The organism is Kitasatospora sp. NPDC003701, assembly GCF_053587085.1.
The window spans coordinates 235,631-257,688 of record NZ_JBSFNM010000005.1; the positions used below are offsets into that span (position 1 = coordinate 235,631).

The 22,058-nt window shown below is 74.9% G+C and carries 23 protein-coding genes; 4 read left to right on the forward strand and 19 right to left on the reverse strand.

The annotated features are described in order from the left end of the window. Positions 1–990 carry a 2,3,4,5-tetrahydropyridine-2,6-dicarboxylate N-succinyltransferase gene (gene dapD, locus ACWDRR_RS07430; protein ID WP_449771209.1) on the forward strand — a complete coding sequence of 330 codons (990 nt, stop codon included), beginning with the start codon at positions 1–3 and terminating at the stop codon, positions 988–990. 492 nt (positions 991–1,482) lie between these two features. Further along, a complete protein-coding gene (locus tag ACWDRR_RS07435) occupies positions 1,483–1,731 on the forward strand; it encodes a hypothetical protein (protein ID WP_449771210.1) in 249 nt (82 codons plus the stop codon). Here the strand turns inward: ACWDRR_RS07435 and ACWDRR_RS07440 are convergent. The 6 genes from ACWDRR_RS07440 to ACWDRR_RS07465 form a co-directional block, all read right to left on the reverse strand. Next, a complete protein-coding gene (locus tag ACWDRR_RS07440; protein ID WP_449771211.1) occupies positions 1,677–2,348 on the reverse strand; it encodes a DUF6099 family protein in 672 nt (223 codons plus the stop codon). The two genes, ACWDRR_RS07435 and ACWDRR_RS07440, sit on opposite strands and share 55 nt — an antisense overlap. A gap of 340 nt (positions 2,349–2,688) precedes the next feature. Beyond that, positions 2,689–3,069 (reverse strand): nucleotide pyrophosphohydrolase, encoded by a 381-nt coding sequence (locus tag ACWDRR_RS07445; RefSeq protein WP_449771212.1) that lies wholly within the window; start codon positions 3,067–3,069, stop codon positions 2,689–2,691. Further along, positions 3,066–4,469: an AAA family ATPase gene (locus tag ACWDRR_RS07450; protein ID WP_449771213.1), complete on the reverse strand. Its 1,404-nt coding sequence runs from the start codon at positions 4,467–4,469 to the stop codon at positions 3,066–3,068. Before ACWDRR_RS07450 ends, ACWDRR_RS07445 begins: the two co-directional genes overlap by 4 nt. 125 nt (positions 4,470–4,594) lie before the next feature. Next, entirely contained in the window at positions 4,595–5,425 is an 831-nt protein-coding gene (locus ACWDRR_RS07455) for a putative RNA methyltransferase (RefSeq protein ID WP_449771214.1), read from the reverse strand. 52 nt (positions 5,426–5,477) lie between these two features. Continuing rightward, positions 5,478–6,356: an ATP-grasp domain-containing protein gene (locus tag ACWDRR_RS07460; protein WP_449771215.1), complete on the reverse strand. Its 879-nt coding sequence runs from the start codon at positions 6,354–6,356 to the stop codon at positions 5,478–5,480. Beyond that, the gene (locus ACWDRR_RS07465; RefSeq protein ID WP_449771216.1) at positions 6,353–7,333 is read right to left on the reverse strand and encodes an ATP-grasp domain-containing protein; all 981 of its coding nucleotides are present in this window, start codon (positions 7,331–7,333) and stop codon (positions 6,353–6,355) included. Before ACWDRR_RS07465 ends, ACWDRR_RS07460 begins: the two co-directional genes overlap by 4 nt. A gap of 220 nt (positions 7,334–7,553) precedes the next feature. Between ACWDRR_RS07465 and ACWDRR_RS07470 the strand changes: the two genes are divergently transcribed. After that, positions 7,554–8,435: a GNAT family N-acetyltransferase gene (locus ACWDRR_RS07470; protein WP_449771217.1), complete on the forward strand. Its 882-nt coding sequence runs from the start codon at positions 7,554–7,556 to the stop codon at positions 8,433–8,435. Between the two features lie 100 nt (positions 8,436–8,535). On the opposite strand, the gene ACWDRR_RS07475 is transcribed toward ACWDRR_RS07470, so the two are convergent. Both ACWDRR_RS07475 and ACWDRR_RS07480 read right to left on the reverse strand, forming a co-directional pair. Then, positions 8,536–8,961, reverse strand: a complete 426-nt coding sequence (locus tag ACWDRR_RS07475) for a fic family toxin-antitoxin system, toxin component (protein ID WP_449771218.1) — start codon at positions 8,959–8,961, stop codon at positions 8,536–8,538. Continuing rightward, positions 8,958–9,194 (reverse strand): toxin-antitoxin system HicB family antitoxin, encoded by a 237-nt coding sequence (locus ACWDRR_RS07480; RefSeq protein ID WP_360641271.1) that lies wholly within the window; start codon positions 9,192–9,194, stop codon positions 8,958–8,960. Before ACWDRR_RS07480 ends, ACWDRR_RS07475 begins: the two co-directional genes overlap by 4 nt. A 287-nt stretch (positions 9,195–9,481) precedes the next feature. Between ACWDRR_RS07480 and ACWDRR_RS07485 the strand changes: the two genes are divergently transcribed. Beyond that, entirely contained in the window at positions 9,482–9,679 is a 198-nt protein-coding gene (locus tag ACWDRR_RS07485; protein ID WP_449771219.1) for a hypothetical protein, read from the forward strand. Positions 9,680–9,733: 54 nt separating this feature from the next. Here ACWDRR_RS07485 and ssuE read toward each other — a convergent pair whose 3' ends face one another. The 11 genes from ssuE to ACWDRR_RS07540 form a co-directional block, all read right to left on the reverse strand. Continuing rightward, positions 9,734–10,324: an NADPH-dependent FMN reductase gene (gene ssuE, locus ACWDRR_RS07490; RefSeq protein WP_449771220.1), complete on the reverse strand. Its 591-nt coding sequence runs from the start codon at positions 10,322–10,324 to the stop codon at positions 9,734–9,736. Between the two features lie 201 nt (positions 10,325–10,525). Next, positions 10,526–12,223 (reverse strand): FAD-binding oxidoreductase, encoded by a 1,698-nt coding sequence (locus tag ACWDRR_RS07495; RefSeq protein ID WP_449771221.1) that lies wholly within the window; start codon positions 12,221–12,223, stop codon positions 10,526–10,528. 167 nt (positions 12,224–12,390) lie between these two features. After that, positions 12,391–13,305 carry an LLM class flavin-dependent oxidoreductase gene (locus ACWDRR_RS07500; RefSeq protein ID WP_449771222.1) on the reverse strand — a complete coding sequence of 305 codons (915 nt, stop codon included), beginning with the start codon at positions 13,303–13,305 and terminating at the stop codon, positions 12,391–12,393. Between the two features lie 75 nt (positions 13,306–13,380). Next, a complete protein-coding gene (locus ACWDRR_RS07505) occupies positions 13,381–14,742 on the reverse strand; it encodes an aminotransferase class V-fold PLP-dependent enzyme (protein WP_449771223.1) in 1,362 nt (453 codons plus the stop codon). Beyond that, on the reverse strand, positions 14,742–15,548 hold the full coding sequence (locus tag ACWDRR_RS07510) for an SDR family NAD(P)-dependent oxidoreductase (RefSeq protein WP_449771224.1): 807 nt from the start codon (positions 15,546–15,548) through the stop codon (positions 14,742–14,744). Before ACWDRR_RS07510 ends, ACWDRR_RS07505 begins: the two co-directional genes overlap by 1 nt. 58 nt (positions 15,549–15,606) lie before the next feature. Beyond that, positions 15,607–16,497, reverse strand: a complete 891-nt coding sequence (locus ACWDRR_RS07515) for a sulfurtransferase (protein WP_449771225.1) — start codon at positions 16,495–16,497, stop codon at positions 15,607–15,609. Positions 16,498–16,624: 127 nt separating this feature from the next. Continuing rightward, on the reverse strand, positions 16,625–17,821 hold the full coding sequence (locus tag ACWDRR_RS07520) for an MFS transporter (protein WP_449771226.1): 1,197 nt from the start codon (positions 17,819–17,821) through the stop codon (positions 16,625–16,627). Between the two features lie 60 nt (positions 17,822–17,881). Beyond that, a complete protein-coding gene (locus ACWDRR_RS07525) occupies positions 17,882–18,403 on the reverse strand; it encodes a cupin domain-containing protein (RefSeq protein ID WP_449771227.1) in 522 nt (173 codons plus the stop codon). 29 nt (positions 18,404–18,432) lie between these two features. Next, positions 18,433–19,671 carry a styrene monooxygenase/indole monooxygenase family protein gene (locus tag ACWDRR_RS07530; RefSeq protein ID WP_449771228.1) on the reverse strand — a complete coding sequence of 413 codons (1,239 nt, stop codon included), beginning with the start codon at positions 19,669–19,671 and terminating at the stop codon, positions 18,433–18,435. Next, on the reverse strand, positions 19,668–20,819 hold the full coding sequence (locus ACWDRR_RS07535) for an LLM class flavin-dependent oxidoreductase (protein ID WP_449771229.1): 1,152 nt from the start codon (positions 20,817–20,819) through the stop codon (positions 19,668–19,670). Before ACWDRR_RS07535 ends, ACWDRR_RS07530 begins: the two co-directional genes overlap by 4 nt. Further along, positions 20,816–22,054, reverse strand: coding sequence for a styrene monooxygenase/indole monooxygenase family protein (locus ACWDRR_RS07540; RefSeq protein ID WP_449771230.1), 1,239 nt, complete (start codon positions 22,052–22,054; stop codon positions 20,816–20,818). Before ACWDRR_RS07540 ends, ACWDRR_RS07535 begins: the two co-directional genes overlap by 4 nt. Positions 22,055–22,058 lie beyond the last annotated feature (4 nt).

The window sequence follows — 22,058 nt, forward strand, 5'->3', positions numbered from 1 at the left end:
GTGACTGCAGAATCCACCTCCCTCGCAAGCGGCGCCGTTGCTGCCGGTCTGGCCACCATCGCCGCCGACGGCACCGTCCTCGACACCTGGTACCCCGCCCCCGCGCTGGCCGCCGAGCCCGGCCCGGCCGGCACCGTCCGCCTGACCGCCGAGCAGGCCGAGGCCGAGCTGGGCGCCGGCGCCGCCGAGGCGCTGCGCGCCGACGCCCGCCGCGGCGTCGAGGTGGTCGCCGTGCGCACGACGATCGCCTCGCTCGACGAGAAGCCGATCGACGCGCACGACGCCTACCTGCGCCTGCACCTGCTGAGCCACCGTCTGGTGCAGCCGCACGGCCAGAACCTGGACGGCCTGTTCGGCCTGCTCGCCAACGTGGCGTGGACCAGCATCGGTCCGGTGCAGGTGGACAAGGTCGAGCAGGCCCGCCTGGCCGTCCGCGCCCAGGGCGGCCAGCTCGCCGTGTACGGGATCGACAAGTTCCCCCGGATGACCGACTACGTGGCCCCCTCCGGTGTGCGCATCGCGCACGCGGACCGCGTCCGGCTCGGCGCGCACCTGGCCGCCGGCACCACCGTGATGCACGAGGGCTTCGTCAACTTCAACGCCGGCACCCTGGGCACCTCCATGGTCGAGGGCCGGATCAGCGCGGGCGTCGTGGTCGGCGACCACAGCGACATCGGCGGCGGCTCCTCGATCATGGGCACCCTGTCGGGCGGCGGCAAGCAGGTCGTCGCGGTCGGCGAGCGCTGCCTGCTCGGCGCCAACGCCGGCATCGGCATCTCGCTGGGCAACGACTGCGTGGTCGAGGCCGGCCTCTACGTCACCGCCGGCACCCGGGTAACCACCCCGGACGGCAAGGTGGCGAAGGCGGTGGAGCTGTCCGGCCAGGACAACCTGCTCTTCCGCCGCAACTCGCAGAGCGGCACCGTCGAGGTCATCGCCCGCTCCGGCTCCTGGGGCGGTCTGAACGCCGAGCTGCACGCGCACAACTGATCGCCTCCTTCGAGGTCTCGGGCCCCGGCGCCGCTTCGGCGGCGCCGGGGCTTTCGGCTGTTCCGGGCGCTTGCCCCGGGTTGGCGTCTGCCCGGCTTCGGGGGCCCACCCCCACCCCTCCCACTCCCCGCCTCCCCGAGGCCCGCTCCCCCGGCTGCCCGGCGCCGGCTCGGCACGGCGCCGGGCAGCCGGGCGGCCGGTGGACCGCGCCCGCATGCCCCCGCCTGCACACCCCCCACCTGCGCGCCCCCGCCCCGCCCGGCGCTTAGCCGAGGCGGCTCGCCGACGGCAACCCCGGCTCACCCGGGAGGCTTACCTCCGGCGGGAGTTGGACCACATCGGGTGGTGGCCGGTGACCCGTCCACGGCGGGGTTCGTTGGTTGCTGCGGCGGAGCGTCGGACCCGTCGGCGAGGCACCGGGCAACCCCGCTCCGCCGGCCGGCCCGCCGCCGACCGCCTGATGCCGCACCACCGATCCGAAGAGGTCCCCTCATGTCCGAGCCCTGGTCCGAGGCACCTGCCGCGCCGCAGTACCCCGGCAACTCCGCACTGCCGGCCGCCGAAGGGGTGGCCGGCACCGCCACCCCGAAGAGTCTGTTGGAGCAGATGCAGGAGCTGCTCGCCTCGGTGACCGCGGACCTCGCCGACCTGCAGTCGTCAGGTGCGCGGAGCAGCGCCCCGACCGCCTACCCCGCCGGCACGGACACCTCCGGCGCACCGGCCGGGCCCGGCATCCGGTAGTCCGGCCGCAGGGCCTCCCGCTCCGGCCCGCCGTCACCCGGCGGGCCGAGCCGGAGCACCAGTAACGGCGATCCCCGTTCGGCCGCCGGTGCCGGGAGCGGCCGTGCATCGACCGCACCGCCCGCCGTCTCCGCACCGCCCTCGGCCCATCGGACGGCCTCCCGCAGCCGACCCACCACGTCCTTGCACTCGGCGCCGGCGTCGACCCCGTCGATGCACGTCCAGTAGAGGCTCTCGGTCTCGGCACCGCAGGCCAGCACCACCAACGTCTCACCGACGTCCTGGAGCAGACCGAGGAGCTCCTCCAGGGCGGGGCCGACGGCGCCGAGCTCGGTCAGCCGCCCGGCCCGCCCACCGATGCCCATCCCCAGCAGGGCGGACGAGTCCCCCGAGGACCGGTCGAGACACCCCGCCGCATGGGCACCGGCCTCGGCCAACTGCTGGCCGAGGCCGACCACCTCGGCCTCGCCCGGCCCGGCTTCGTCCAGCTCCGCCAGCCGGGCTCCCACCGCCTCGGTGAGCAGCGCGGCCTGCCGCGCCTCCGCCAGCACATCGGCCACGTTGCCGGCCTCGGCCAGGGCGTGCCGGGCCGTCTTGATCAGTCGCAGCGCCTCCATCGGCGGCCACCCCTTCCACGCGTTCTCACCGTGCCCGCCCGGTCGTGCGACGAGTGGACACCTGGTCACGGCGAAAGCGTGCGCCGACGAAGGGATCGGCGCAGCCACCTCTTCGGAACCTGTGGACAACCCCGGGGGTGTGGACAACTTTTGTCCCTCACAGGGGTGAGGCGCGGGCCCCCGGTTGACGCCGGCGGCCGGCGCGGCGGCCCGACCAAGGCCCGGGCGCACGGCCCGACCAAGGCCCGGGCGCACGGCCCGGCCGAGGCTCAGGCGTGCCACCCGAGGCCCCGGCGCGAGGCCCGCCCGAAGCCCGGCCCCCGCCGGAACCGGCCCGCGATCAGCCCCCGGCCCCCGCCCCCGGTCGCTTCCCGGCCCCGGGCGCCGGGAAGCGCAGCTCGTTGCGCTCGATCTTGGCGGCCAGGGCGGTCAGCGGGTCCACGCCCACCGCCGTGCAGAACTGCAGCAGGTAGGCCAGGACGTCGGCGACCTCGTCCCGCACCCGGTACGCGAGGTCCGGCTCGGACATCACCGCGGCGGCCTGCTCGGGGGTGAGCCACTGGAAGATCTCCAGCAGCTCCCCGGCCTCCACGGTCAGCGCCGCGGCCAGGTTCTTCGGCGTGTGGAAGGGCTCCCAGCTGCGCGCCGCGGCGAACTCCGTCAGCCGCCGGCGCAGGCTCTCCAGGGTCGGGTCCGCGGGTTCCGTCTCTCGTTCGCTCACCCGTCCAGGTCTACCGCATCCAGGGCCGTGCCCGCCCGCCGCAGAGCGCCGGACACCCCCGCACCCGGCCCCACCACCGCCCCCTCTCCGCGCGCGGCCTGGGCCGGCACCCGCGCGGTCTCGGTGCGCAGCACGCTGTGCCCGGAGCCCGGGTCGCGCCGGCACTCGACGAGGGCGGCCCCCGGCGGCAGCTCGCCGGGCCCGCCGAGCGCCTCCCGGGCCGCGGCCGGCTCCTGGAGGGTGGCCAGGACCCGCAGTTGGTTGCGCCCGGCCATCTCCCGGGCGAGCCGCAGCAGCGTGGCCGTCTGTTCGGTGCCGAGCCCGGCGCCGAGGTCCTCGGCGAGCACGGTGAGCTGCCGGTGCGCCCAGGGCACCTCGGTGGCCACGTCGAGGTCGAGCACCCCGGCGCCGGTGAGCAGGACGGCGGCGAACGCGAGGTGGCGCAGCATGCCGTCGGAGGCCTGGTCCGCGCCGGTGCGGCCGAGGACGCCTTCGTCGAAGACGGCGAGGACCCGTTCGTCGGCACCGGCGCCGCGGTGGGCGAGGTCGAGACCGAGCAGCGGGTGCGGGGCGGCGGACTGGACGACGCGGAGCAGTTGCCCGTAGCGGCGGGCGCATTCGTTGCTGAGCCGGGCGATCACCGCGGAGATGTTGGCGGCGGTGCTGAGCAGGCGGGCCTGCGGGTCGGGGCGGGCCCAGCCGCGCATCAGCCCGGGCACGGGGTGGACGGGGAAGACCTCGCGCAGGGCGGTGAGGACCTGTTCGGTGGCGGCCAGCACGGTGCGTTCCCCGGGCGAGGACCCGGCGACGCGCAAGGGGATCTGGGCGGTGATCAGGGTGGTGTTCGGGAAGGGGGCGCGGATGTCGCCCTGCCGGGTGTCGTTGTGCCAGCCGACGTTGACGCGGTTGCGGTGGAGGTCCTGCTCGCCGGTCTCGACGAGGGTCCGGCCGTCGAGGGTGAGCTGCTCGCGGGCGATCCGGACCGGGCCGTCGGTGCGGATGACGAGCTCCAGCCGGATCGGCCCCTCGTCGGAGCGGACGGTGCAGCCGAGGATGACGGCGTCGCGGCCGTGCGGGACGCAGCCGGCGAGGCCGCCGCGGACGGGTGTGGCGAGGGGGCCGCCGAGGCCGGGCCGGCCGTCCAGGGAGTCGGTGATCTCCTCGCCGAGGGCGAGCCGGGAGAGCACGGCGAGGGCGTCGAGGGCGTTGGACTTGCCGACGCCGGCGGGCCCGTAGAGCACGGTGAGGGGCGCGAGCGGCAGGACCGCGCGCCGGTAGGACTTGAACGAGGTGAGCCGGATCTCCTCGACGGTGGGTCGCTGCACGGGCGGCGGGCCCGGGTCCGGGGTGCGCTGGTGGGGGTGGGCCGGCACGGCGGGCCGGGTGGCGTCGCGGTTCACCCGTCGGACGTTAGCCGCCGCTCGGGCGGCAGAAACGTGCCTGCCCGGCAGATTCATCCCAATGAGGCGCCGCCGCCCCGGCGGCCCCGCACCACCACGCCGGTGGCCGCCCGGGGACGCCCCGCTCAGCGCCGGTAGGCGGCGACCGTCACGGAGGCGGTGACCTCGACCGGGTCCGGCAGGGCGGCGAGCCGGTCGGCCAGCCGCTCCCGGTCGGTGTGCCAGGCGCTCGGGCCCATGCCGACGACCGTGCGGACGTCGGCGGCGGACAGCCGCAGCCCGAACTCGACCTCCTGCCGCCCGGCCGGGGTCAGATGGGGGCCGAGCTTCTCGTCGATCCGGCGCTGCTTCTCCTCGTCGACCGAGAGCAGACCGAGCGCGCCGACCAGCTCGCGCAGGTGGCGCGGGGTCGGCGAGACCAGCAGCAGGGTGCCGCCGGGGCGCAGCACGCGGCGGATCTCGGGGCCGTTGCGCGGCGCGAAGACGTTGAGGACGAGGCCGGCGGCGCCGTCCAGCAGGGGCAGCGGGCGCCAGGCGTCGCACACCACGGCGCCGATCCGGGGGTGGGCCCTGGCGGCGCGGCGCAGCGCGTACTTGGAGATGTCGAGCGCGGCGCCGGGCCGGTCGGGCAGGGCCTCCAGGACGTGGGCGAGGTAGTGGCCGGTGCCGGCGCCGAGGTCGGCGACCAGGCCTTCGGGGGCGGTGGCCGCGGCGGCGTCGGCGAGGGCGTCGGCGATCGGGCGGTAGTGGCCGGCGGCGAGGAAGTCGCTGCGGGCGGCGACCATGTCGGCGGTGTCACCGGTTCCGGTGTGCGCGTCGCCGGCGAGCAGGCTGACATAGCCCTGCTTGGCGATGTCGAAGCTGTGCCCGGCGGGGCAGCGCAGGGCGCGCCCGTCGGGGGTGAGGGCCTGCGCGCAGTGCGGGCAGGCCAGGTAGGGCTGGATGTCCTGCAGCAACGTCCGTCTTCTCTCGCCGTCCGGTCGTGCGGTCCGGCCGGAAAGGGCAAGCCTAACGACCGGCGGTGTCCCGTTCCGCATCCCGCTGGGCCGGGAGCCGGTGGCCGCCGGCCTGCCCGGCCCCGGCGCCCTGCCGGGCCGCCCGCAGCGCGAGCGCGGCGAGGGCCTCGGGGGCGCCGGCCTGGCCGCGGATGCCGGGGAAGGCGTTGATGTCGACGATGACCGGTTCGGCGGGACCGTCGAGCAGGTCGACGCCGTAGACGTCGAGGCCGAAGACCTCGCCGACCCGGCGGGCCAGCTCGGCGCGGTCGGCGGGCAGCTCGCGGGGGCCGAACACCGCGCCGCCGGCCGGTTCGGCGGCGGGTTCGGCGAGTTCGGAGCGCCGGCGGGCGCAGAACACCTGTCCGGCGACGACCCAGATCTTCTGGTCCCAGCCGGTGCCGGCGAGGTAGGGCTGGGCGACCACGGGTTCGTCGGGCCACTGGTCGGCGAGCGCGCGCAGCTCGGCGGCGTCGTCGACGCGGGCGACCAGGTCGTGGCGGCGGTTGTGGCGGCTCTTGATCACCAGCGGGTGCTCGGGGTCGGGCAGTTCGGCGATGGTGGCGGCGGTGCGGGTGGCGGCGAACGGCAGGCCGGCCCGGTGGGCGTGGTCGGCCATGGCACTGCGGTCCTGGCAGAGCGCGGTCGCGGCGGCCGAGTTGACGACGGGGGCGCCGAGCTCCTCCAGGTGACGGGCGAGCGCGATGCCCCGCGGGGTGTGGGCCTTGAGCAGGTAGACGTCGGCCGGCGGGCCGGGGCCGAGGAGTTCGGCGGGCGGGGCGTCACCGCGGTCGGGGTCGAGGCTCTCGACCCGGTGGTCGGGGGCCAGCACGGCGGCGGTGGCGGCGAGCACCGGGTGGCCGGGGTCGGAGGCGATCAGGCAGATCCTCATATCGCCCCGCCCACCCCGCCGTTGACGAGGTCGGCGCGCCCCAGGCCGTCGATCAGGCCCGCGCCGCCCACGCCCACGGCCGCGCCCTGCACGGGCAGCCGCACCGGATCCGCCGCCGGACCGGCCGGTTCCTGGGCCAGTGCGGGCGCCGGAGCGGAGACCGCCGTGCCGGTACGGGCCAGCCGCAGCACGGCGCGGGAGACCCGGGCGACCGCGTCCGGCACCTTGCGGAAGCTGGGGAAGTCGTTGATGTCGACGACCACCGGTCCGTCCGGGCCGAGCAGCACGTCGACGCCGTAGAGGTCGAGGCCGAACACCTCGCCGACCTGCGCGGCGATCCGCGCGACCTCGCCGCCGAGCGGCACCTGCCGCTCGCGCACGCCCTGGCCGGGGTGGAGCGGGGAGCAGCGCTCGGTCGCGTAGAGCTCGCCGTCGACGCAGTACACCTTGAGGTCGGTGCCGGAGTTGGGTACGTACGGCTGGGCGATCAGCAGGCCCTCGCCGGCCAGTTCGGGGCCGAGCTCGACGAGGTGGTCGGGGGTGGGGACGAGCCGCACGGCCCGCCCGGAGCTGCCGTCGGCGGGCTTGACCACCAGGGGGTACTCGGAGGCCGGGATCTCGGCGAGCCGCTCCCAGCGGGCGGCGGCGTACGTCACCGGGACGGGCAGGCCCCGGGTGCGCGCGATCACCGCGGCGAGCGCCTTGTCCCGGACGCCGCGGATGGAACGGACGTCGTTGACGGTGGTGAGGCCGACCGCGGCGGCCGCCTCCAGGAGGGTCAGGCCGGGGCCGCCGGAGACGGTCTTGAGCACCCAGGCGTCATGGCTGCCGGCCCGCACCGCCTCGGAGATCGCCATCAGCGAGTTCCCGGGGCGCAGCACGTCCACCCGGTGCCCCCAGGCGGCGAGTTGGCGCACCACGTCGAGCGGCATGCCGTCGTGCCGGTAGTGCTCCTCGACCAGAAAGCAGAGCCTCATGAGCCTGTCATCCCCCTCGCCTCTCCCCGTGCCGACGTCCGCCGTACCGTCCGGCGGAGCTGTAAAAGCCCCAGGATGCCACGGGGCCCGCACGCAAGATCGCCCGGCCTGTAAGCATTCGGCAACAATCGGTCCGAAATGCCCGGGCTCCCCGTGCGCGGGACCGTCCGCACACCGACCGACCGCAAAACGCTGGCAGGAACGCGACCAGCCTGCTTGGATGCACCGCGTGACTTCTGCCGATCTTGATCCCGCCCACCGCCCCCTCCTCGACGAGATCGAGCGCTACTACGACGCCGTACCACGCAGCTCCGCCCGCGTCGAGGACTTCGGCCCGCTGAGCCTGTTCGTCCGCGAGGGCGAGGGCTGGCCCTTCTACGCCCGCCCGGCGCTCGGCCACACCGGCCCGGCCGTCACCGCCGAGGACGTCCTGCGGGTGCTGGCCCGCCAGCGCGAGCTGGGCGCACCGCAGGCCTTCGAGTGGGTGGCCGAGCACGATCCGCTGCTGCGCGCGGCCGTGGAGGAGGCCGGGCTGACGGTGCACGAGCACCCGCTGCTGGTGCTGGGCCCGGACGAGGAGCCCGCCACCCCCTCGGGGCCCGCCCTGCCCGCCGAGGTGTCGGTGCGCGTCCTGACGCCCGGCGATCCGGACCTCGCGAGCGCGACGGCCGTCCCGCACCTGGCGTTCGGCGAACCCGGCACCAGCCTCGGTCTCGCCGGCCCGGCCGAACTGGCCGTGACGGCCGAGCAGTTGGCGGCGGACGGAGCGGTCGAGCGGATCGCCGGGCGGATCGCCGCCGGGCGCACCGTGCTCGCCGCGGCCGTCCAGGACGGTACGGCGCTCTGCGCGGGCCAGCACAACCCGGTGGGCACCGTCACCGAGGTGGCCGGCGTCGGCACCCTGCCGTCGGCGCGCCGGCGCGGTCTCGGCCTGGCGGTGACGGCGGCGCTGGTCGCGCACGCGCGGGCGAACGGCGTGCGGACGGTCTTCCTGTCCGCCGCCGACGAGGACGTCGCCCGGATCTACCGCCGGGCGGGCTTCCGGCCGTTCGCGACCGCACTGATCGCCGAGCCCGCCACGACGGAGCCGGCCGGGGCCTGAGCGCCGGGCGACGAGCGGCGGGCAGCCGGCGGCGGACGCCCGACGGCGGCCACCGGACGGCGGCCCCGTCCGCCGCGGGGCCGCCCGACGGCCCCCGGCCCTACTCCTCGTTGTCCTCGTTGTCCTCGCCGCTGACGTCCTCGCCCTCGGCCTCGTCCACCACCCAGGCGGCCAGCCGCTCGGCGACGCCGGACACGCCGAGCCGCCCCTCGCGGATGGCCCGGGCGAGGCTGCGCACCTCGCGGGCGGTGGTGGCGACCGTGCAGCCGCTGGCCACCAGGTAGGCGTAGGCGACGGCGGTGGCGAACAGTTCGTTGGTCTTCTCCAGGGCCGGCACCCGGATGAGCTGGTGCATCAGGGCGGCGGCGCGGTCCTGCGGTTCGGGGTAGACGGCGATGTCGAAGATCTCGGCCTGGTGGCGGGCGACCGCCGCGAGCAGCGATCCGTAGTCGGTGACCTGCGGGTCACCGGGCGTGTACTGCTCGGCTGTCATGAGCAGCCACGAGAGGTCGACCTCCAGGTTCAACGGCGCACGTCCTGGAGGTCGCCGCGCTCGCCGAACTCGGCCAGGAAGGCAGTCTCGTACTCCTTCATGAACTGCGCGGCGGCGTCCACGAACGCCCGCCCGGCCTCGCCCATGTCCTGCTGGACCAGGCGCTCGATGTACTGGTTCATGCTGATCCCCTGCTGCTCCGCCCGCTCCCGGGCCATCTCCGCGGTGGTGGCGTCCACCCGGACGTTCAGCTGTTTCTTACCCATGAAATTCAAGCTAGCGCTGAAGTGCTAGCACAACAAGGGCGCACGCACGCCCGCCGCGCGCCCCGGCGGCGCACCGACAGGCGCACCGAAGCCCCGCACCGCCACCGGGCGAACCACCGGCCGGACCACCGGGCAGCCGCGCACACCGGCGCCGCCGCGCCGCCGCGCCGCGGGCAACGCCACGCGGGCGCCACGGCGGGCAGGGCTTGAAGACTTCTTCACCTTCGTAGATTCTGAACTGCCCCGAGCATTCCCTGGAGTGGCACCGACCGGTGCGGAGGCCGGCAATGACAGCGATGTTCGACCAGGAGCTGCGTGAGCAGCTCACCCACGCCCGCAAGGAACTCGCGGCAGCCCGGACCGCGCAGGACGCCGACGGCGTCCAGGCGTACGAGGGCCGGATCGCCGGACTGCTGCGGCTCGCCGCGCAGCACGGGATCACCCTGCCGCACAGCGCCGAGGAAGAGGAGCGGCACGAGTCCTGAACGACCCCGGCGCACCGGCGCAGGCGGCCCCCGGAGCCCTGGGGGCCGCCTGCGTCACCTCCGGGCGAGGGCGCCCGGCCCGGACCGCCCGGCCGTGGGCAGCCCACCGGGCACGTCGGGCGGCAGCGCGGCGAGGAAGTCCGCCACCGCCTGCTCCAGCCTGGGCGCGGCGTCCGCCGCCAGCCGCGGCGGACCGCCGTCACGCGGCTCGATCGCCCCGTCGAGGACGAACGCGCCGCGGACGACGTACCGCGCGCCGAGCGCCGTCAGCACCGGCCGCAGTGCGTAGTCGGGGGCGAGGGCGTGGGCGAGGCTCCCGCCGGTCATCACCGGCAGCACCGTCTTGCCCGCCAGCCCGGAGCGGGGCAGCACGTCGAGGAAGGTCTTCAGCAGACCGCTGTAGGCCGCGTTGTAGACGGGTGACGCCACCACGATCCCGTCCGCGGCGGCCACCGCGTCCAGGGCCTCGCGCAGCACCGTGCTCTCGGCCCGCCCGGCGAGCAGCTCCGCCGCCGGCAGGTCGCGGACGCGGACGTGCCCGGTCCGGAAGCCGGCCCCGGCCAGCAGCTGGACCAGGTGGGCCGTCAGCGCGGCGGTGCGCGAGCCGGCCGAGGGGCTGGCGGATATCGCGAGCAGGGAGGTCATCGGAGGGGCTCCTTCGCGGGGACACGGCAGCGGGACACGGCGGCGGAACACGGCGGCGACGGCACACGGCACCGGAACGCGGCACCGGCGGAACGGCGCCGGCAGCAGCGGAACGACGGCGGAGCACCGCCGGTCCACGCGGCGCCCGGGTGGGACCGGGCGCCGCGCGGCGGCCGGGCGGGCGGCCCCGCCGGCCACCGTTCAGGCCGTGGGCAGCTCGACGGACTGGCCGTGCCGGAAGACGTCGAGCGGGTCCCACGCCGCCTTGATCCGCTGCAGGCGCGGGTAGTTCTCCTTGTAGTAGAGGTCGTGCCAGGGCACCCCCGAGGTGTTGAGGTCCGGGTCGCCGAGGTCGATGTCGGGGTAGTTCACGTAGCAGCCGTCGGTGATCCCGTTCGGCACCGGCACACCGCCGGTGTCGGCGTAGACCGCCCGGTAGCAGTCGCGGGCCCAGCCGATGTTGAGGTCGTCGTCGGCGGGGTCGTTCCAGAACACCTGCCAGAGCATCTTGAAGGCCGCGTCCCGGTGCGGCGCCGCGGTCGCCGCCGGGTCGACCGCGTTGATCCGGCCGCCGTAGGAGGTCAGTTGCACGCTGATGTTCGGGTTGGCCACGTCCTCGCGGGTGAGGTGCTCGTGGAGCGCTTCGAGCTGCCCGTCGGGGAAGCCGGCGCGCATGAAGGAGGACTTGTACTCGGCGCGCAGCGTCGGGTCGTTGAGCACGCCGTTGGTGGTGCCGAGCATCCGGACCGCCTTGAGCCAGGGCAGCCGGCGCGGGGCGGCGAACTGGGGCAGCGCGGGCAGTTCGCCCATGTGCCTGGTCAGCGCGCCGCGCTCGACGCTGATGCCGTCGCCGATGTGCTCCAGGTAGTCGGCGAGCAGTCGCTCGGCGTCCGGCGCCGAGGCGTCCACCAGGACGAGCATGCCGATCTGGCCGGCGCTGCGGTGGTTGAGCACCAGCTGGCTGATCAGCGCCCGGGCCGGGTCGTCGGGCCCGCGGTGGGCCACGTGCCAGTCGGCGTAGTTGCGGGCCAGCCGGACGAACTCGTCCCGGCTCAGTTCGTCCCACGGCCAGCTGACGGCGCTGACCAGGAGTTCCTCGGGCGGCTTCGGCAGCAGTGCGCGCGGGTCCCGCCCGGTGGCGCCCGGTGAGCGGAACCAGTAGCGGGTGACGACGCCGAAGTTGCCGCCGCCACCGCCGGTGTGGGCCCACCAGAGGTCGTGGTTCGGGTCCTCCTCGTCGCGGGTGCCGATCACCGCGCGGGCCCGGCCGGCCTCGTCGACCACGACCACCTCGACCGCGTACAGGTGGTCGACGACCAGGCCGTGCAGTCGGCAGAGCGGTCCCCAGGCGCCGCCGCTGACGTGGCCGCCCATGGCGACGGAGTAGCAGAACCCGGCGGGGACGACGACGCCCCACTCCGGGTAGAGCGTCTGGTAGGTGCGCAGGTTGGTGGCGCCCGACTCGACGGCGATCGCGTTGAGCCCGGGGTCGTAGGCCACCGCGTGCATGCCGGACATGTCCAGGATGATCCGGACGTCCGGGTTGTGGACGAAGTCCTCGTAGCAGTGCCCGCTGGAGCGCACGGCGAGCCGCTTGCCCTGGTCGACGGCCTCCTGGACGACGGCGACCACCTCCTCGGTGGTGCTCACCAGCCGGATGGAGTCGGGCGCCGCGACGTAGCGCTGGTTGAGCCCGCTGACCAGGTCCTCGTACTGGCGGTCGGCCTTGGTCACGGTGATCCCGCCCCGGCTCCGCAGGGGGTCCGCCGCCACCGCGCCGTCCGCAGCCACCCCGCTGCCAGGAGCGCCCCCGCCGCCGTCCGCAGCCACCCCACTGCCAGGAACACCCCCGTTGTCCGAAGCCCCCGTGGTGGCCCTGCCGGCCACGTCTTCGATCATCTCTGTCACACCTTCTCTTCACGCGAAATCCTGGGCGAAGTGCCCGAATACGATGAACTGCCGAATTCCTGTGATCCCCCGTGCGGAATGTCGGATCGGCCGGGTCGCCCCGGCCGACACGTGGGACAGGATCGCGTCGTGAAATCCCCCGTGGTGTGCGGTTTCCGTCAGCTGTCGCGCAGCGGCGGAATCACCTCACGGGCGACTCGTTCGAATTCCTCCCGATGGGCCTCCCCCGGCCAGTCGAGGACGAACTCCGCGACACCGGCTCCGGTGAAGCGTTCGAAGATCTCCTCGTAGCCGTGCCGTCCTCCTCTCGGGTCCCAGGGCCCGAAGATCGTGTAGCCGCGCCGGATGTCCGCGGGGTCGCGGCCGGCCTCGGTGGCGAGCCGGTCCAGCCGGCGGTTCTGCTCGGTGGTGATGTCGAGCACCTCCTGCGCGCTCGCGCCCGGCGGGCCGTGGGTGTTCCAGGCGTCGGCGCACGCGGCCGCCACCCGGATCAGCGTCGGCGACTGGCCTCCGACGATCAGCGGCAGCCGCGGCGACTGCAGCGAGCCGGGCACCGTCACCACGTCCTTGACCCACAGCCGGCCGCCCTCGTGGCCGAACACCCCGCCGCGCAGCACGCCGTCGACGATCGCCACGTAGTCCGCGAACCGCTCGGCCCGCTCCTTGGGCGACCACGGGACCTGCCCCACGCTGTGGTGGTCCCAGGGGAACAGCCCGGCGCCGATGCCCAGGTCGAACCGGCCGCCGGAGAGGTGGTCGAGGGCGATCGCCTGCTTGGCCAGCTGGGCCGGCGGGCGCAGGATCTGGTTGGCCACCAGGGTGCCGATCCGGATCCTGCGCGTGGTCACCGCCGCCGTGGCCAGCACGGACCAGCTGTCGAACCAGAGGCCGCCGGGATTGCGCAGGTCCGCACTGTGGTCGGGCACGAAGACCTGGTCGAAACCGAGCTCCTCCAGCCATCGCAGCCGTTCCACCAGCACCGGGAAAGGCTGGTCCGGATAGAGCATGACGCCGAATCGGCGGGCGGGCCGGGCGGAATTGTTCAGGTGTTCGGTCGTGCGTGGTCCGGTCATGTCGGGCACTCTCCTTCCGGTGCCGGAGCCTACTGAGAAACGGTCATCCGGAGTGCGGCCCCGGGGAATTCCCGCTCACCGGAGGAATTCCGGCACCGGCCGGGGGTCCGGTACGGGCCGCCAGCCGTCCTCCGGGTGCTCGTAGGTCCAGCGCGGTCCGCGCCGCACCAGCTCGCCCAGCGCCGCCACCAGGCGGTCGACGTGCTCGTCGGTGGTGCCGAGGCCGATGCTGGCCCGCAGCGCGCGGTCGGCCTGGTGTCCGGGCGCGTCGTGCAGCAGGGCGTGCACCGCCTGGTGGGCGCAGAACGCCCCGTCCCGGACGCCGATCCCGTACTCCGCGGAGAGCGCCGTGGCGACCAGCCGCTGGTCGGCGGGCGCGTCACCGCAGCGGGCGACGCTGAACGAGACCACGCCGAGCCGCGGGTGCCCGTCCGGCCACAGGTCCAGCAGGCGCACCCCCGGGACGGCCGCCAGTCCGCCGCGGAGCCGGGCCGTCAGCGCCTGCTCGTGCCGGGCGACGGCGTCCCAGCCGGTGGCGGTCAGCGTCCGGCAGGCGACCGCCATCGCGTGGGTGCCCACCACGTTCGGGGAGCCGCCCTCGTGCCGGTGCGGCAGCCCCGACCAGTGGACGCTCTCCCGGCCGTCCTCCTCGGCGACCCTGGCCGTCGCCCCGCCGCCGGCCAGGTAGGGGTCGGCGGTGTCCAGCCAGTCGGCGGAGCCCACCAGGGCGCCCGCACCGAACGGCGCGTACAGCTTGTGCCCGGAGAGCGCGGCCCAGTCCACGCCCCAGCCGGCGAGGTCCAGCGGGCGGTGCCCGGCCAGTTGGGCGGCGTCCAGCACGGTGCGCGCCCCGTGGCTGCCGGCCACCTCCGCCAGGTCGGCGACCGGCCACAGCTCCCCGGTCACGTTGGACGCGCCGGTGATCACCACCAGCTTCGGCCCCCTGGGGGCGTCGGCGAGCGCCTTCGCCAGCGCGGTCACCGCGTCCGCCGCGGTGGCCGGCCGGGCGAGGCGGTACACCGGGGAGCCGCGCCAGGCCAGCAGGGCGGCGTGGTGGTCGGTGGAGAACCGGAAGACCGCCGTGCCGGCGGGCAGCGCACGGCCGAGCAGGTTGAGCGCGTCGGTGGTGTTGCGGGTGAACACCACCTCGGCGTCCGGGGCCGCGCCGACGAAGCGGCGCACCGTGTCCCGGGCCCTCTCGTAGGCGCGGGTGGAGACCGCGGAGGCGAACCCGGCGCCCCGGTGCACGCTGCTGTACCAGGGCAGCATGCGGTCCACCGCGTGCTGCACGGCCGCCAGGCTCGGGGTGCTCGCCGCGTAGTCGAGGTTGGCGTAGGGCACCCACGACCCGGTCACCAGCGGCACCTCGAGGTCCCCGCCGACGACCTCCGGCACGTTCCGGACGGTGCGCTGCGGCCCCGCGGCGGTCGCGGGCATCACCGGGCCGTCCATCCACCGTCCATGACCAGCACCGAGCCGGTGAAGAAGCCCGCCTCGTCGCCGGCCAGGTAGACGACCGCCGAGGCCGCCTCCTGCGCGCTCGCGATCCGGCCGAGCGGATGCAGCGCGGTGAACATGTCGGCCATCTCCTGGTTGCCGCCCACCGAGGAGCGGTACATCGGCGTGTCCACGGTCGCCAGCGCGAGGGCGTTGACCCGGATGTTCTCCCCGGCGTACTCCAGCGCGGCGGCCTTGGTGAGGCCGACCACGCCGTGCTTGCCGGCCACGTAGGCGCTGATCCCGGCGCCGAACCCGACCACGCCCAGCTGCGAGGCGTTGTTGACGATCACTCCGCCGCCGCGCCGCTGCAGGGCCGGGATCTCGTGCCGCATCGACAGGAAGACGCTGGTGAGCACCCGGCCGAGGTCCTCCGCCCAGGCCTCCGGCTTCTGGTCGGCGACCAGGCCCGGGGTGCCCAGCGTGCCGGCGTTGTTGAAGGCGATGTCCAGGCCGCCGTAGTGCTGCTCGGCCGCGTGGACGGCGGCCGCGACGTCCTCGTCGACCGTGACGTCGGCGGTGACGGCGATCGCGGCGCCGCCGGCGGCGGCGATCTCCCCGGCGACCCGGTCCAGTTCGCTCCGGCGCCGGGCCGCCAGCACCACGCTCGCGCCCTGCGCGGCCAGTGCCTTCGCGGCGGCCTCGCCGATGCCGGAGCTGGCGCCCGTCACCAGGGCGACCTTGCCCGCCAGCCGGTCCCGGGCGGGCGCGCCGAGCGGGGGCTGCAACGTGTTGCGTTCGTTCATGGCAGGTGGTGGGGGCCGCCCGAGGCCGGGCGGCCCCGCTCCCTTCAGGCTCGGAGGATCAGCGTGGGGTGGTGGGGAGGTGCGCGGCCCGGTCGCCGGGGGTGCCGCGTTCGACCGGCACGCCGATCAGCGACCCGTACTCGGCCCAGGAGCCGTCGTAGTTGCGGACGTCCGGCCAGCCCAGCAGCTCGCGCAGGACGAACCAGGAGTGCGCGGAGCGGGCACCGACCCAGCAGTAGGTGATGGTGCCGCGCGCGGGGTCCAGGGCGGCGAACCGCCGGCCGAGCTCCTCGTCGGAGCGGAAGGTGTCGTCGGTGCCGACGACGGCCTCCCAGGGCAGGTGGACCGCGCCCGGGACGTGGCCGGAGCGCTGGGCCACCTCGTGCGGGTTGTTGCCGGCGGTGAAGGCCTCCCCCGCGAAGCCGGGTGCGAAGACCAGCCCGGAGTACTCCTCCGGGCTCCGGACGTCGATGATGTTGCGCTGCCCGAGGGCGGCGAGGACGTCGTCCCTGGTCGCCCGGACGGACGGGTCCGGCCGCGTGACCAGGTAGCCGGTCGCCGGCCGGTCGGGCAGCGCGGTGGTGAGCGGGCGTCCGTCCAGCTCCCACTTGCGGCGGCCGCCGTCGAGCAGCCGCACGGACCGGTGGCCGTGCAGGGTGAGGTACCAGTAGAGCTGGGTGGCCAGCAGGTTGGCGTTGGCCGAGTACACCACGACGGTGTCCTCCTCGCCGATGCCCTTGGCCCGCATCAGCCGCTCGAACGCCGGCGGGCCGACGACGCCGAGCCGCAGGTCGTCCTGGAGCTCGCTCCAGTTGATCCAGACGGCGCCCGGCGGATGGCCCTTGCGGTACTCGGTGTCCTCGTTGCCGATCTCGACGAAGACCACTCCGGCGGTGCCGAGACGGCGCTCGGCCCAGTCGCCGCTGACCAGGACGGAATCACGACCCATGGTTGCCCCTCGTGGAGTGACGGCCGGGTGGCCCCGGCGGGCGTCCCGGCCCCCGCACGGGGCCGGGCCAAGCGGACCGGGCGGGGGCCGGCCGGCGCACCGGGCGCGGGCCCCGCCGGGCGGATCGTCAGGCCGGCGAGGTCTCGGCCGTCCGCTCCTTCGCCCCGGTACCGGCCGCCCCGCTGCCGCTGGTGCGGTCCCGGTGCCAGGCGTAGGAGCTGAGCAGGATGCCCAGGACGGTGACCGCGGCGGCGGTGAGGTAGACGGCGCGCAGGCCCGGGCCGTCGATGACCCGGCCGCCCAGCCAGCCGGCCAGCGCGGCGGCGAGCTGGTAGCCGGAGGCGTTCACCGCGATCGCCAGGGTCGGCGCCGAACTCGCGGTGGTCAGCACCCGGGTCTGCATGCCGGGGATGACGGAGAAGCCCAGCGCGCCGATCACGAACACCATCACCGCGGTGGCCACGGTGCCGCCGCTGACCGCCCACATCACCAGCAGGCCCGCGGTGAGCAGGCCCAGCAGGCCGACCTGCGAGGCCATCAGGGAGCGGTCGGAGAGCCAGCCGCCGACGAAGTTGCCGGCCGCCGCGCCCACCCCGTACGCCAGCAGCAGCAGCGGGACGGCCCCGTCGGCGAAGCCGGTGAGGTCGGTGAGCAGCGGCGAGAAGTAGGTGAACACCATGAGCAGACCCATGTTGGCGACGGCGGTGATGCCGATCGCCAGCTGGACGTTGCGGTTGCGGAACACCCGCAGCTCCGCCACCGCGCTGGTGGTGGAGGCCGCGACGTCCGGCACCAGCGGCAGCACCAGGACCAGGCCGAGCAGGCAGACCCCGGCGATGACGGCGAAGGTCGCGCGCCAGCCGAAGTGGTCGCCGATGAAGGTGCCGATGGGCGCGCCGAGCATCATCGAGAGGTTCATCCCGAAGACCAGCTTGGACACGGTCGAGGCCTGCTTGCCCTCCGGGGCCGTGGACGCGGCGATCACGATCGCGTTGGCGAAGAACGTGGCGGTCACCAGCGCGGTGACGACGCGCGCGACGAACAGCACGGCGTACGCGGGCGCCAGCGCCGAGGCGACGTTGCCGACGATCACGATGACGAGCAGGCCGACGATGAGCGGCTTGCGCGGGTACCGGGCGGTCAGCGCGGTGAGCACCGGGCCGCCGATGATCATTCCGATGGCGTACGCGGTGACCAGGAGCCCGGCTGCGGGGATCGACACGTCGAGGTCGGAGGCGACGTCCGGCAGGATGCCGGCGATGACGAACTCGCCGGTGGTGATGCCGAACACGCACAGCATCAGGGAAAGGAGCTTCAACGACATGGTGTCTCTTCTGTCGGAACGGGAGCGTTGGCCGGCCGGCCGAGGAGGCCGGAGCGGCCGTCAGAGGGTCGGCGGCGGGCCCGCGAAGCGGTACGCGTACGTGGTGCCCAGCGCGATGATGTGGTCGAGGTCGGGGCCGCCCACGTCCTCGGTGGGCAGCGTGAGGGCCCTGGCGTGCGGGATCTCCGCCTTCAGGAACAGGTCGAACTGCGGCCTGCGGTCCGGCTGGGGCGTGGAGTGGATGGTGAGGAAGCGGGCGTTCGGCGAGGTCGTCACGAAGCCGTGCGGAACGGTCCGCGGCACGATCATCGTGCTGCCGGCCTCGGCGACGAACTCCTGCCCGTCGCAGATCATGCGCAGCGTGCCGTCCAGGACCATGAAGACCTCGTCCTCGTAGTCGTGGATGTGCAGCGGCGTGGTGTAGCCGCGGTTGCCGGTGTGCTGCACGACGGTGAAGGCGTTGCCGGTCGCCTCGCCGGGCACGCGTATCTGGGCCAGGCCGCCGAGCAGCCACACCGCGGTCTGCTCGGACTCGGGGATCAGCCGGCCCTTCTCGTCCCGGGCCGTGTCGGGAAAGGTCATTGCACTCCTTCGGTGGGTGGTGGCTCCGCTCAGGGGGCGGCCGGCGCGGTCCGCTCGCAGTCGGCGAGGAAGGCGTCCACGCCCTCCGGGGTGGACAGCGCCCGCCACATCGAGACCGGGTCGTCGAACCGGCCGACGAACGCGTCGGCCACCCGCTTGTCGGTCGCCGCCCGCTCGAACACCGCGGCGACGTGCGGCGCGGGCTCGGCGAGGAAGGCGTTGCTCCACTCCACGACGTGGCGCGCGTGCTCCCACAGGCGCGCGGACGCGTCGCGGCAGAACTCCTCGTCGTAGCGCCCCCGGTGCCGCGTGATCAGCTCGGCCAGGGTGAAGGCGGTGGCCGAGCCGAGGTTGGCGCCCTGGGCGGTGAGCGGGTCGTTGGTGATCCAGGCGTCGCCGACGGCCAGCGCGCAGGTGCCGTCGTCGAGCCGGGCCCAGCCCCGGCGGACCACCGGGGTGATGGCGCCCTGGGTGAGCTCGCCGGGCGCGGTGAGCGCGAAGCCGGCGGTGTCGATCCGCTCGCGCAGGCCCGGGGCGTGGGCGGCCACCAGGTCGAGCACGTGCCGGTGGAACGCCGCCGGGTCGGCGTCGGCGTCGAGGTGGCAGGCGGACTCCAGCGGGCCGCCCGGGACGGCCTCGAAGGCGAGCACGTCGGCCCGGCCGGCCGGCGAGTAGAACGGCAGGCGCAGGATCTCGCCGGCGCCGGGCAGGAAGTGGATGTCGAGCGAGTGCGGCACCTCCTCGTCGATCCCGAAGTAGATCCCGGCGCACAGGACGCGCTGCGGCGTGGTGTACGGCGAGCGGTCGGCGTCGGCCGGGAACAGCCGCCGCACCGACCGGTTGCCGTTGGCGACGACCAGCAGGTCGTGGCGCCGGGCGAGTTCCTCGACCGGGTGGTCGCCGGTCTCCAGCTCACCGCCGCGGTCGACGAAGGCGCTGAGCAGCCGCGGCAGGTAGATCCGGAAGTCGACCACGCTGGACGGCGGCCGCAGGGCGGCGAGGAACTCCAGCGGCCGCGGCGCGCCGGTGTGCATGGTGACCGCCCAGTGCCGCACCTGTGCGTCGGCGAACTCCCAGTCGTGGACGCCGAGTTCGCGCTCCCGCTGCTGGGTCTGTCCGAACCGGGCGGGGAAGTTGCGCGGCCGGCCGCCCTTGAGGCCGTCGATGCCGTGCTCCGAGTACACCGTCACCGGGACGCCCGACTGCTGCAGGCGCAGCGCCAGTTGCAGCCCGGAGATGCCGGATCCGATGATGCCCACGCCGGTCATGCGGACACCGCCCCGGAGTCGGCGCCCGGGCCGGCGTCGGAGCGCAGCCGGGCGGCGAGCCAGCCGATCGATTCGATCGTGTAGCCGGCGGCCTCCGGCGAGGCGAGCGCCGAGGCGGGGATCAGCATGGGGTGGCGCATACCGGCGTCGACGAGTTCGCCGATCCGCTTGAGCACCGTCTCCCGGCTGCCCGCGAGGACCTGGTCGGCGACCACCTCGTCGGGCACCACCGCGAGCGCCCGCTCGACCTCGGCGCGGGTGAGCAGGTGCGGCAGCAGTTCGACCAGGCCGCGGTAGTCCTCCCCGAAGGGGTGGGCGGCGCCGTGCCGCCGCCAGGCCCGGGCGCCCGCGTGCAGCGCGAGGTAGCGGATCGGGGTGGCCCGCAGCAGCTCCTGCGCGGCGGCGTCGGTCTCCGCCACCACGATCGGGACACCGCCCGCGGCGACGATGCTGTCGGGGTCGCGGTCGGCGTCGACGGCGGCGGCCCGCACCACGTCGAGCCGCCGGGCGTACTCGTCGGGGGCCATCAGTTCGGAGGGGAGCCAGCCGTCGGCGTAGCGGCCGGCCAGGGTGAGCATCCGCGGGCGGTTGGCGCCGAGCCAGATCCGGGGGGTGCGGCCCTCGGGAGCGGGGGTGATGAGCGCCCGGTCGAGGGTGAAGTAGGTGCCGCGGAAGTCGTGCGGGCCCTCGCCGGAGAGCAGCAGGCGCAGGACGCGCAGCGCCTCCTCCACCCGGTCCACCTGGTGGTCGTGCGGCACGCCGTACGGCACGAGGTTCTCCAGCGCCCCCGCGCCGATGCCGAGGACCGGTGCCCGGTCGGTGAGTTGGGCGAGGGTCAGCGCGGTCTGCGCGAGCACCGCGGGGTGGCGCCGGTTCGGGTCGGTGACCCCGATGGCCAGCCGGACCGGGCCGGCCTGCGGGGCGAAGTTGCCGAGCACGGTGGCGAAGTCCAGACAGCGGTCCGGGGTCGGGAGGTCCGCCGCGACGTGGCTGAAGTCGGTGTCCCAGGCCTGCCGGGGGAAGACGTTCATCAGGTGGTCGAAGACCAGGAAGGTGTCCAGCCCGGCCTGGCGGGCGACTTCCAGCAACCCCCGCCCGGCCTCGATCCGTCCGACCGCGTCCCAGACCAGGCCGACCTCGACACTCATGCTGCGCTCCTCACGGACTGTGCCCGGGCGATGAACTCGTCGGTGCTTTCGGGGCTGGCGAGGCCGTGCCACATGGCGGCCGGCCGGTCGAGGTGGGCGACGAAGGCGTCGGCCACCCGCTGGTCGCCCGCGGCGGCGGCGAGCAGGGTGCCCATGTGCGCCGGGGGCGGGCCGATGAACAGGTTGGTCCAGTCGACGACGGGCTGGGCGCACTGCCACATCCGGTCGGAGACGGCGCGGCAGAACGCCTCGTCGTAGGGCCCGGTGTGCTCGCGCAGCACGTCGGCGAGGAGGAAGGCCAGCTCGGAGCCGAGGTTGGCGCCCTGGGCGGTGAGCGGGTCGTTGGCGATCCAGGCGTCGCCGACGGCCAGCGCGTACCGGTCGCCGGTGAGTGCGGCCCAGCCCCGGCGGACCACCGGGACGACGGCGCCCTGGAGCAGGTCCACCGGCCGGGCGAGCGCGAAGTCCGGCTCGTCCACGCGCTCCCGCAGGGCGGGCGCGTGGGCGGTGACCAGGGCGAGGACCTCCTTGGCGAACCCGTCCGGGTCATCGCGGTGATCCCGCCCGGTCAGCGCCTCGAACGGGCCGTCCGGCACGGCCTCGACGAGCACGGCGGTCACCTGCCCGGCGAAGGAGTGGTAGGTCGGGGCGTGGATCTCCCCGGCCCCGGGGACCATGTGCATCGTCATCCCGGCCGGCTCCGGCGGCCGGACCCCGTGGAACAGGCCGCCGGCGAGGCGGCGCGGCGCCGAGAGGTAGGGCGAGCGGGCCGGGTCCCGCGGGAAGACGTCGGTGAGCGCGCCCCGCCCGGCCGCCACGACCACCAGGTCGTGCCGTTCGGCCAGCCGCTCCAGCCCGGCCCGGTCGGCCACCCGCAGCCGGACCGGATTCCCGCCACGCCGCCCGTACTCCTCCAGCAGCGTGGCGAGATACATCCGGAAGTCGACCGAGCTGGCCGGCTTCGGGAGCCGGCCGCGGAAGGAGAACCCGTCCGGGCCTTCCACGTTCAGGTGCATCCACGCGTTGTCGTACGCCGCCGAGGACCATTCGGTGACGCCGAGCGCGGATTCCCGTTCCCGGGTGGAGTCGAATCGAGTGACAAAGTTCAACGGCGGCCCGCTGCGGATGCCGTCGGGCCCCTGAGCCGTGTACAGGGTGGCGTCGATGCCGAACTGCCGCAGCCGCAGCGCCAGATGAAGACCGGAGATCCCGGTTCCCACAATGCCAATACTCATGTTC

Bases quoted from the DNA above. Each gene is read 5' to 3' on its own strand.
- ACWDRR_RS07510 (WP_449771224.1), bottom strand. From the start codon at position 15,548: ATGAACGAACGCAACACGTTGCAGCCCCCGCTCGGCGCGCCCGCCCGG.
- ACWDRR_RS07485 (WP_449771219.1), top strand. From the start codon at position 9,482: ATGACAGCGATGTTCGACCAGGAGCTGCGTGAGCAGCTCACCCACGCC.
- ACWDRR_RS07520 (WP_449771226.1), bottom strand. From the start codon at position 17,821: ATGTCGTTGAAGCTCCTTTCCCTGATGCTGTGCGTGTTCGGCATCACC.
- ACWDRR_RS07440 (WP_449771211.1), bottom strand. From the start codon at position 2,348: ATGGAGGCGCTGCGACTGATCAAGACGGCCCGGCACGCCCTGGCCGAG.
- ACWDRR_RS07505 (WP_449771223.1), bottom strand. From the start codon at position 14,742: ATGCCCGCGACCGCCGCGGGGCCGCAGCGCACCGTCCGGAACGTGCCG.
- ACWDRR_RS07525 (WP_449771227.1), bottom strand. From the start codon at position 18,403: ATGACCTTTCCCGACACGGCCCGGGACGAGAAGGGCCGGCTGATCCCC.
- ACWDRR_RS07480 (WP_360641271.1), bottom strand. From the start codon at position 9,194: ATGGGTAAGAAACAGCTGAACGTCCGGGTGGACGCCACCACCGCGGAG.
- ACWDRR_RS07500 (WP_449771222.1), bottom strand. From the start codon at position 13,305: ATGACCGGACCACGCACGACCGAACACCTGAACAATTCCGCCCGGCCC.
- ACWDRR_RS07465 (WP_449771216.1), bottom strand. From the start codon at position 7,333: ATGAGGCTCTGCTTTCTGGTCGAGGAGCACTACCGGCACGACGGCATG.
- ACWDRR_RS07460 (WP_449771215.1), bottom strand. From the start codon at position 6,356: ATGAGGATCTGCCTGATCGCCTCCGACCCCGGCCACCCGGTGCTCGCC.
- ACWDRR_RS07470 (WP_449771217.1), top strand. From the start codon at position 7,554: ATGCACCGCGTGACTTCTGCCGATCTTGATCCCGCCCACCGCCCCCTC.
- ACWDRR_RS07530 (WP_449771228.1), bottom strand. From the start codon at position 19,671: ATGACCGGCGTGGGCATCATCGGATCCGGCATCTCCGGGCTGCAACTG.
- ACWDRR_RS07535 (WP_449771229.1), bottom strand. From the start codon at position 20,819: ATGAGTGTCGAGGTCGGCCTGGTCTGGGACGCGGTCGGACGGATCGAG.
- ACWDRR_RS07495 (WP_449771221.1), bottom strand. From the start codon at position 12,223: ATGATCGAAGACGTGGCCGGCAGGGCCACCACGGGGGCTTCGGACAAC.
- ACWDRR_RS07435 (WP_449771210.1), top strand. From the start codon at position 1,483: ATGTCCGAGCCCTGGTCCGAGGCACCTGCCGCGCCGCAGTACCCCGGC.
- ssuE (WP_449771220.1), bottom strand. From the start codon at position 10,324: ATGACCTCCCTGCTCGCGATATCCGCCAGCCCCTCGGCCGGCTCGCGC.
- ACWDRR_RS07540 (WP_449771230.1), bottom strand. From the start codon at position 22,054: ATGAGTATTGGCATTGTGGGAACCGGGATCTCCGGTCTTCATCTGGCG.
- ACWDRR_RS07515 (WP_449771225.1), bottom strand. From the start codon at position 16,497: ATGGGTCGTGATTCCGTCCTGGTCAGCGGCGACTGGGCCGAGCGCCGT.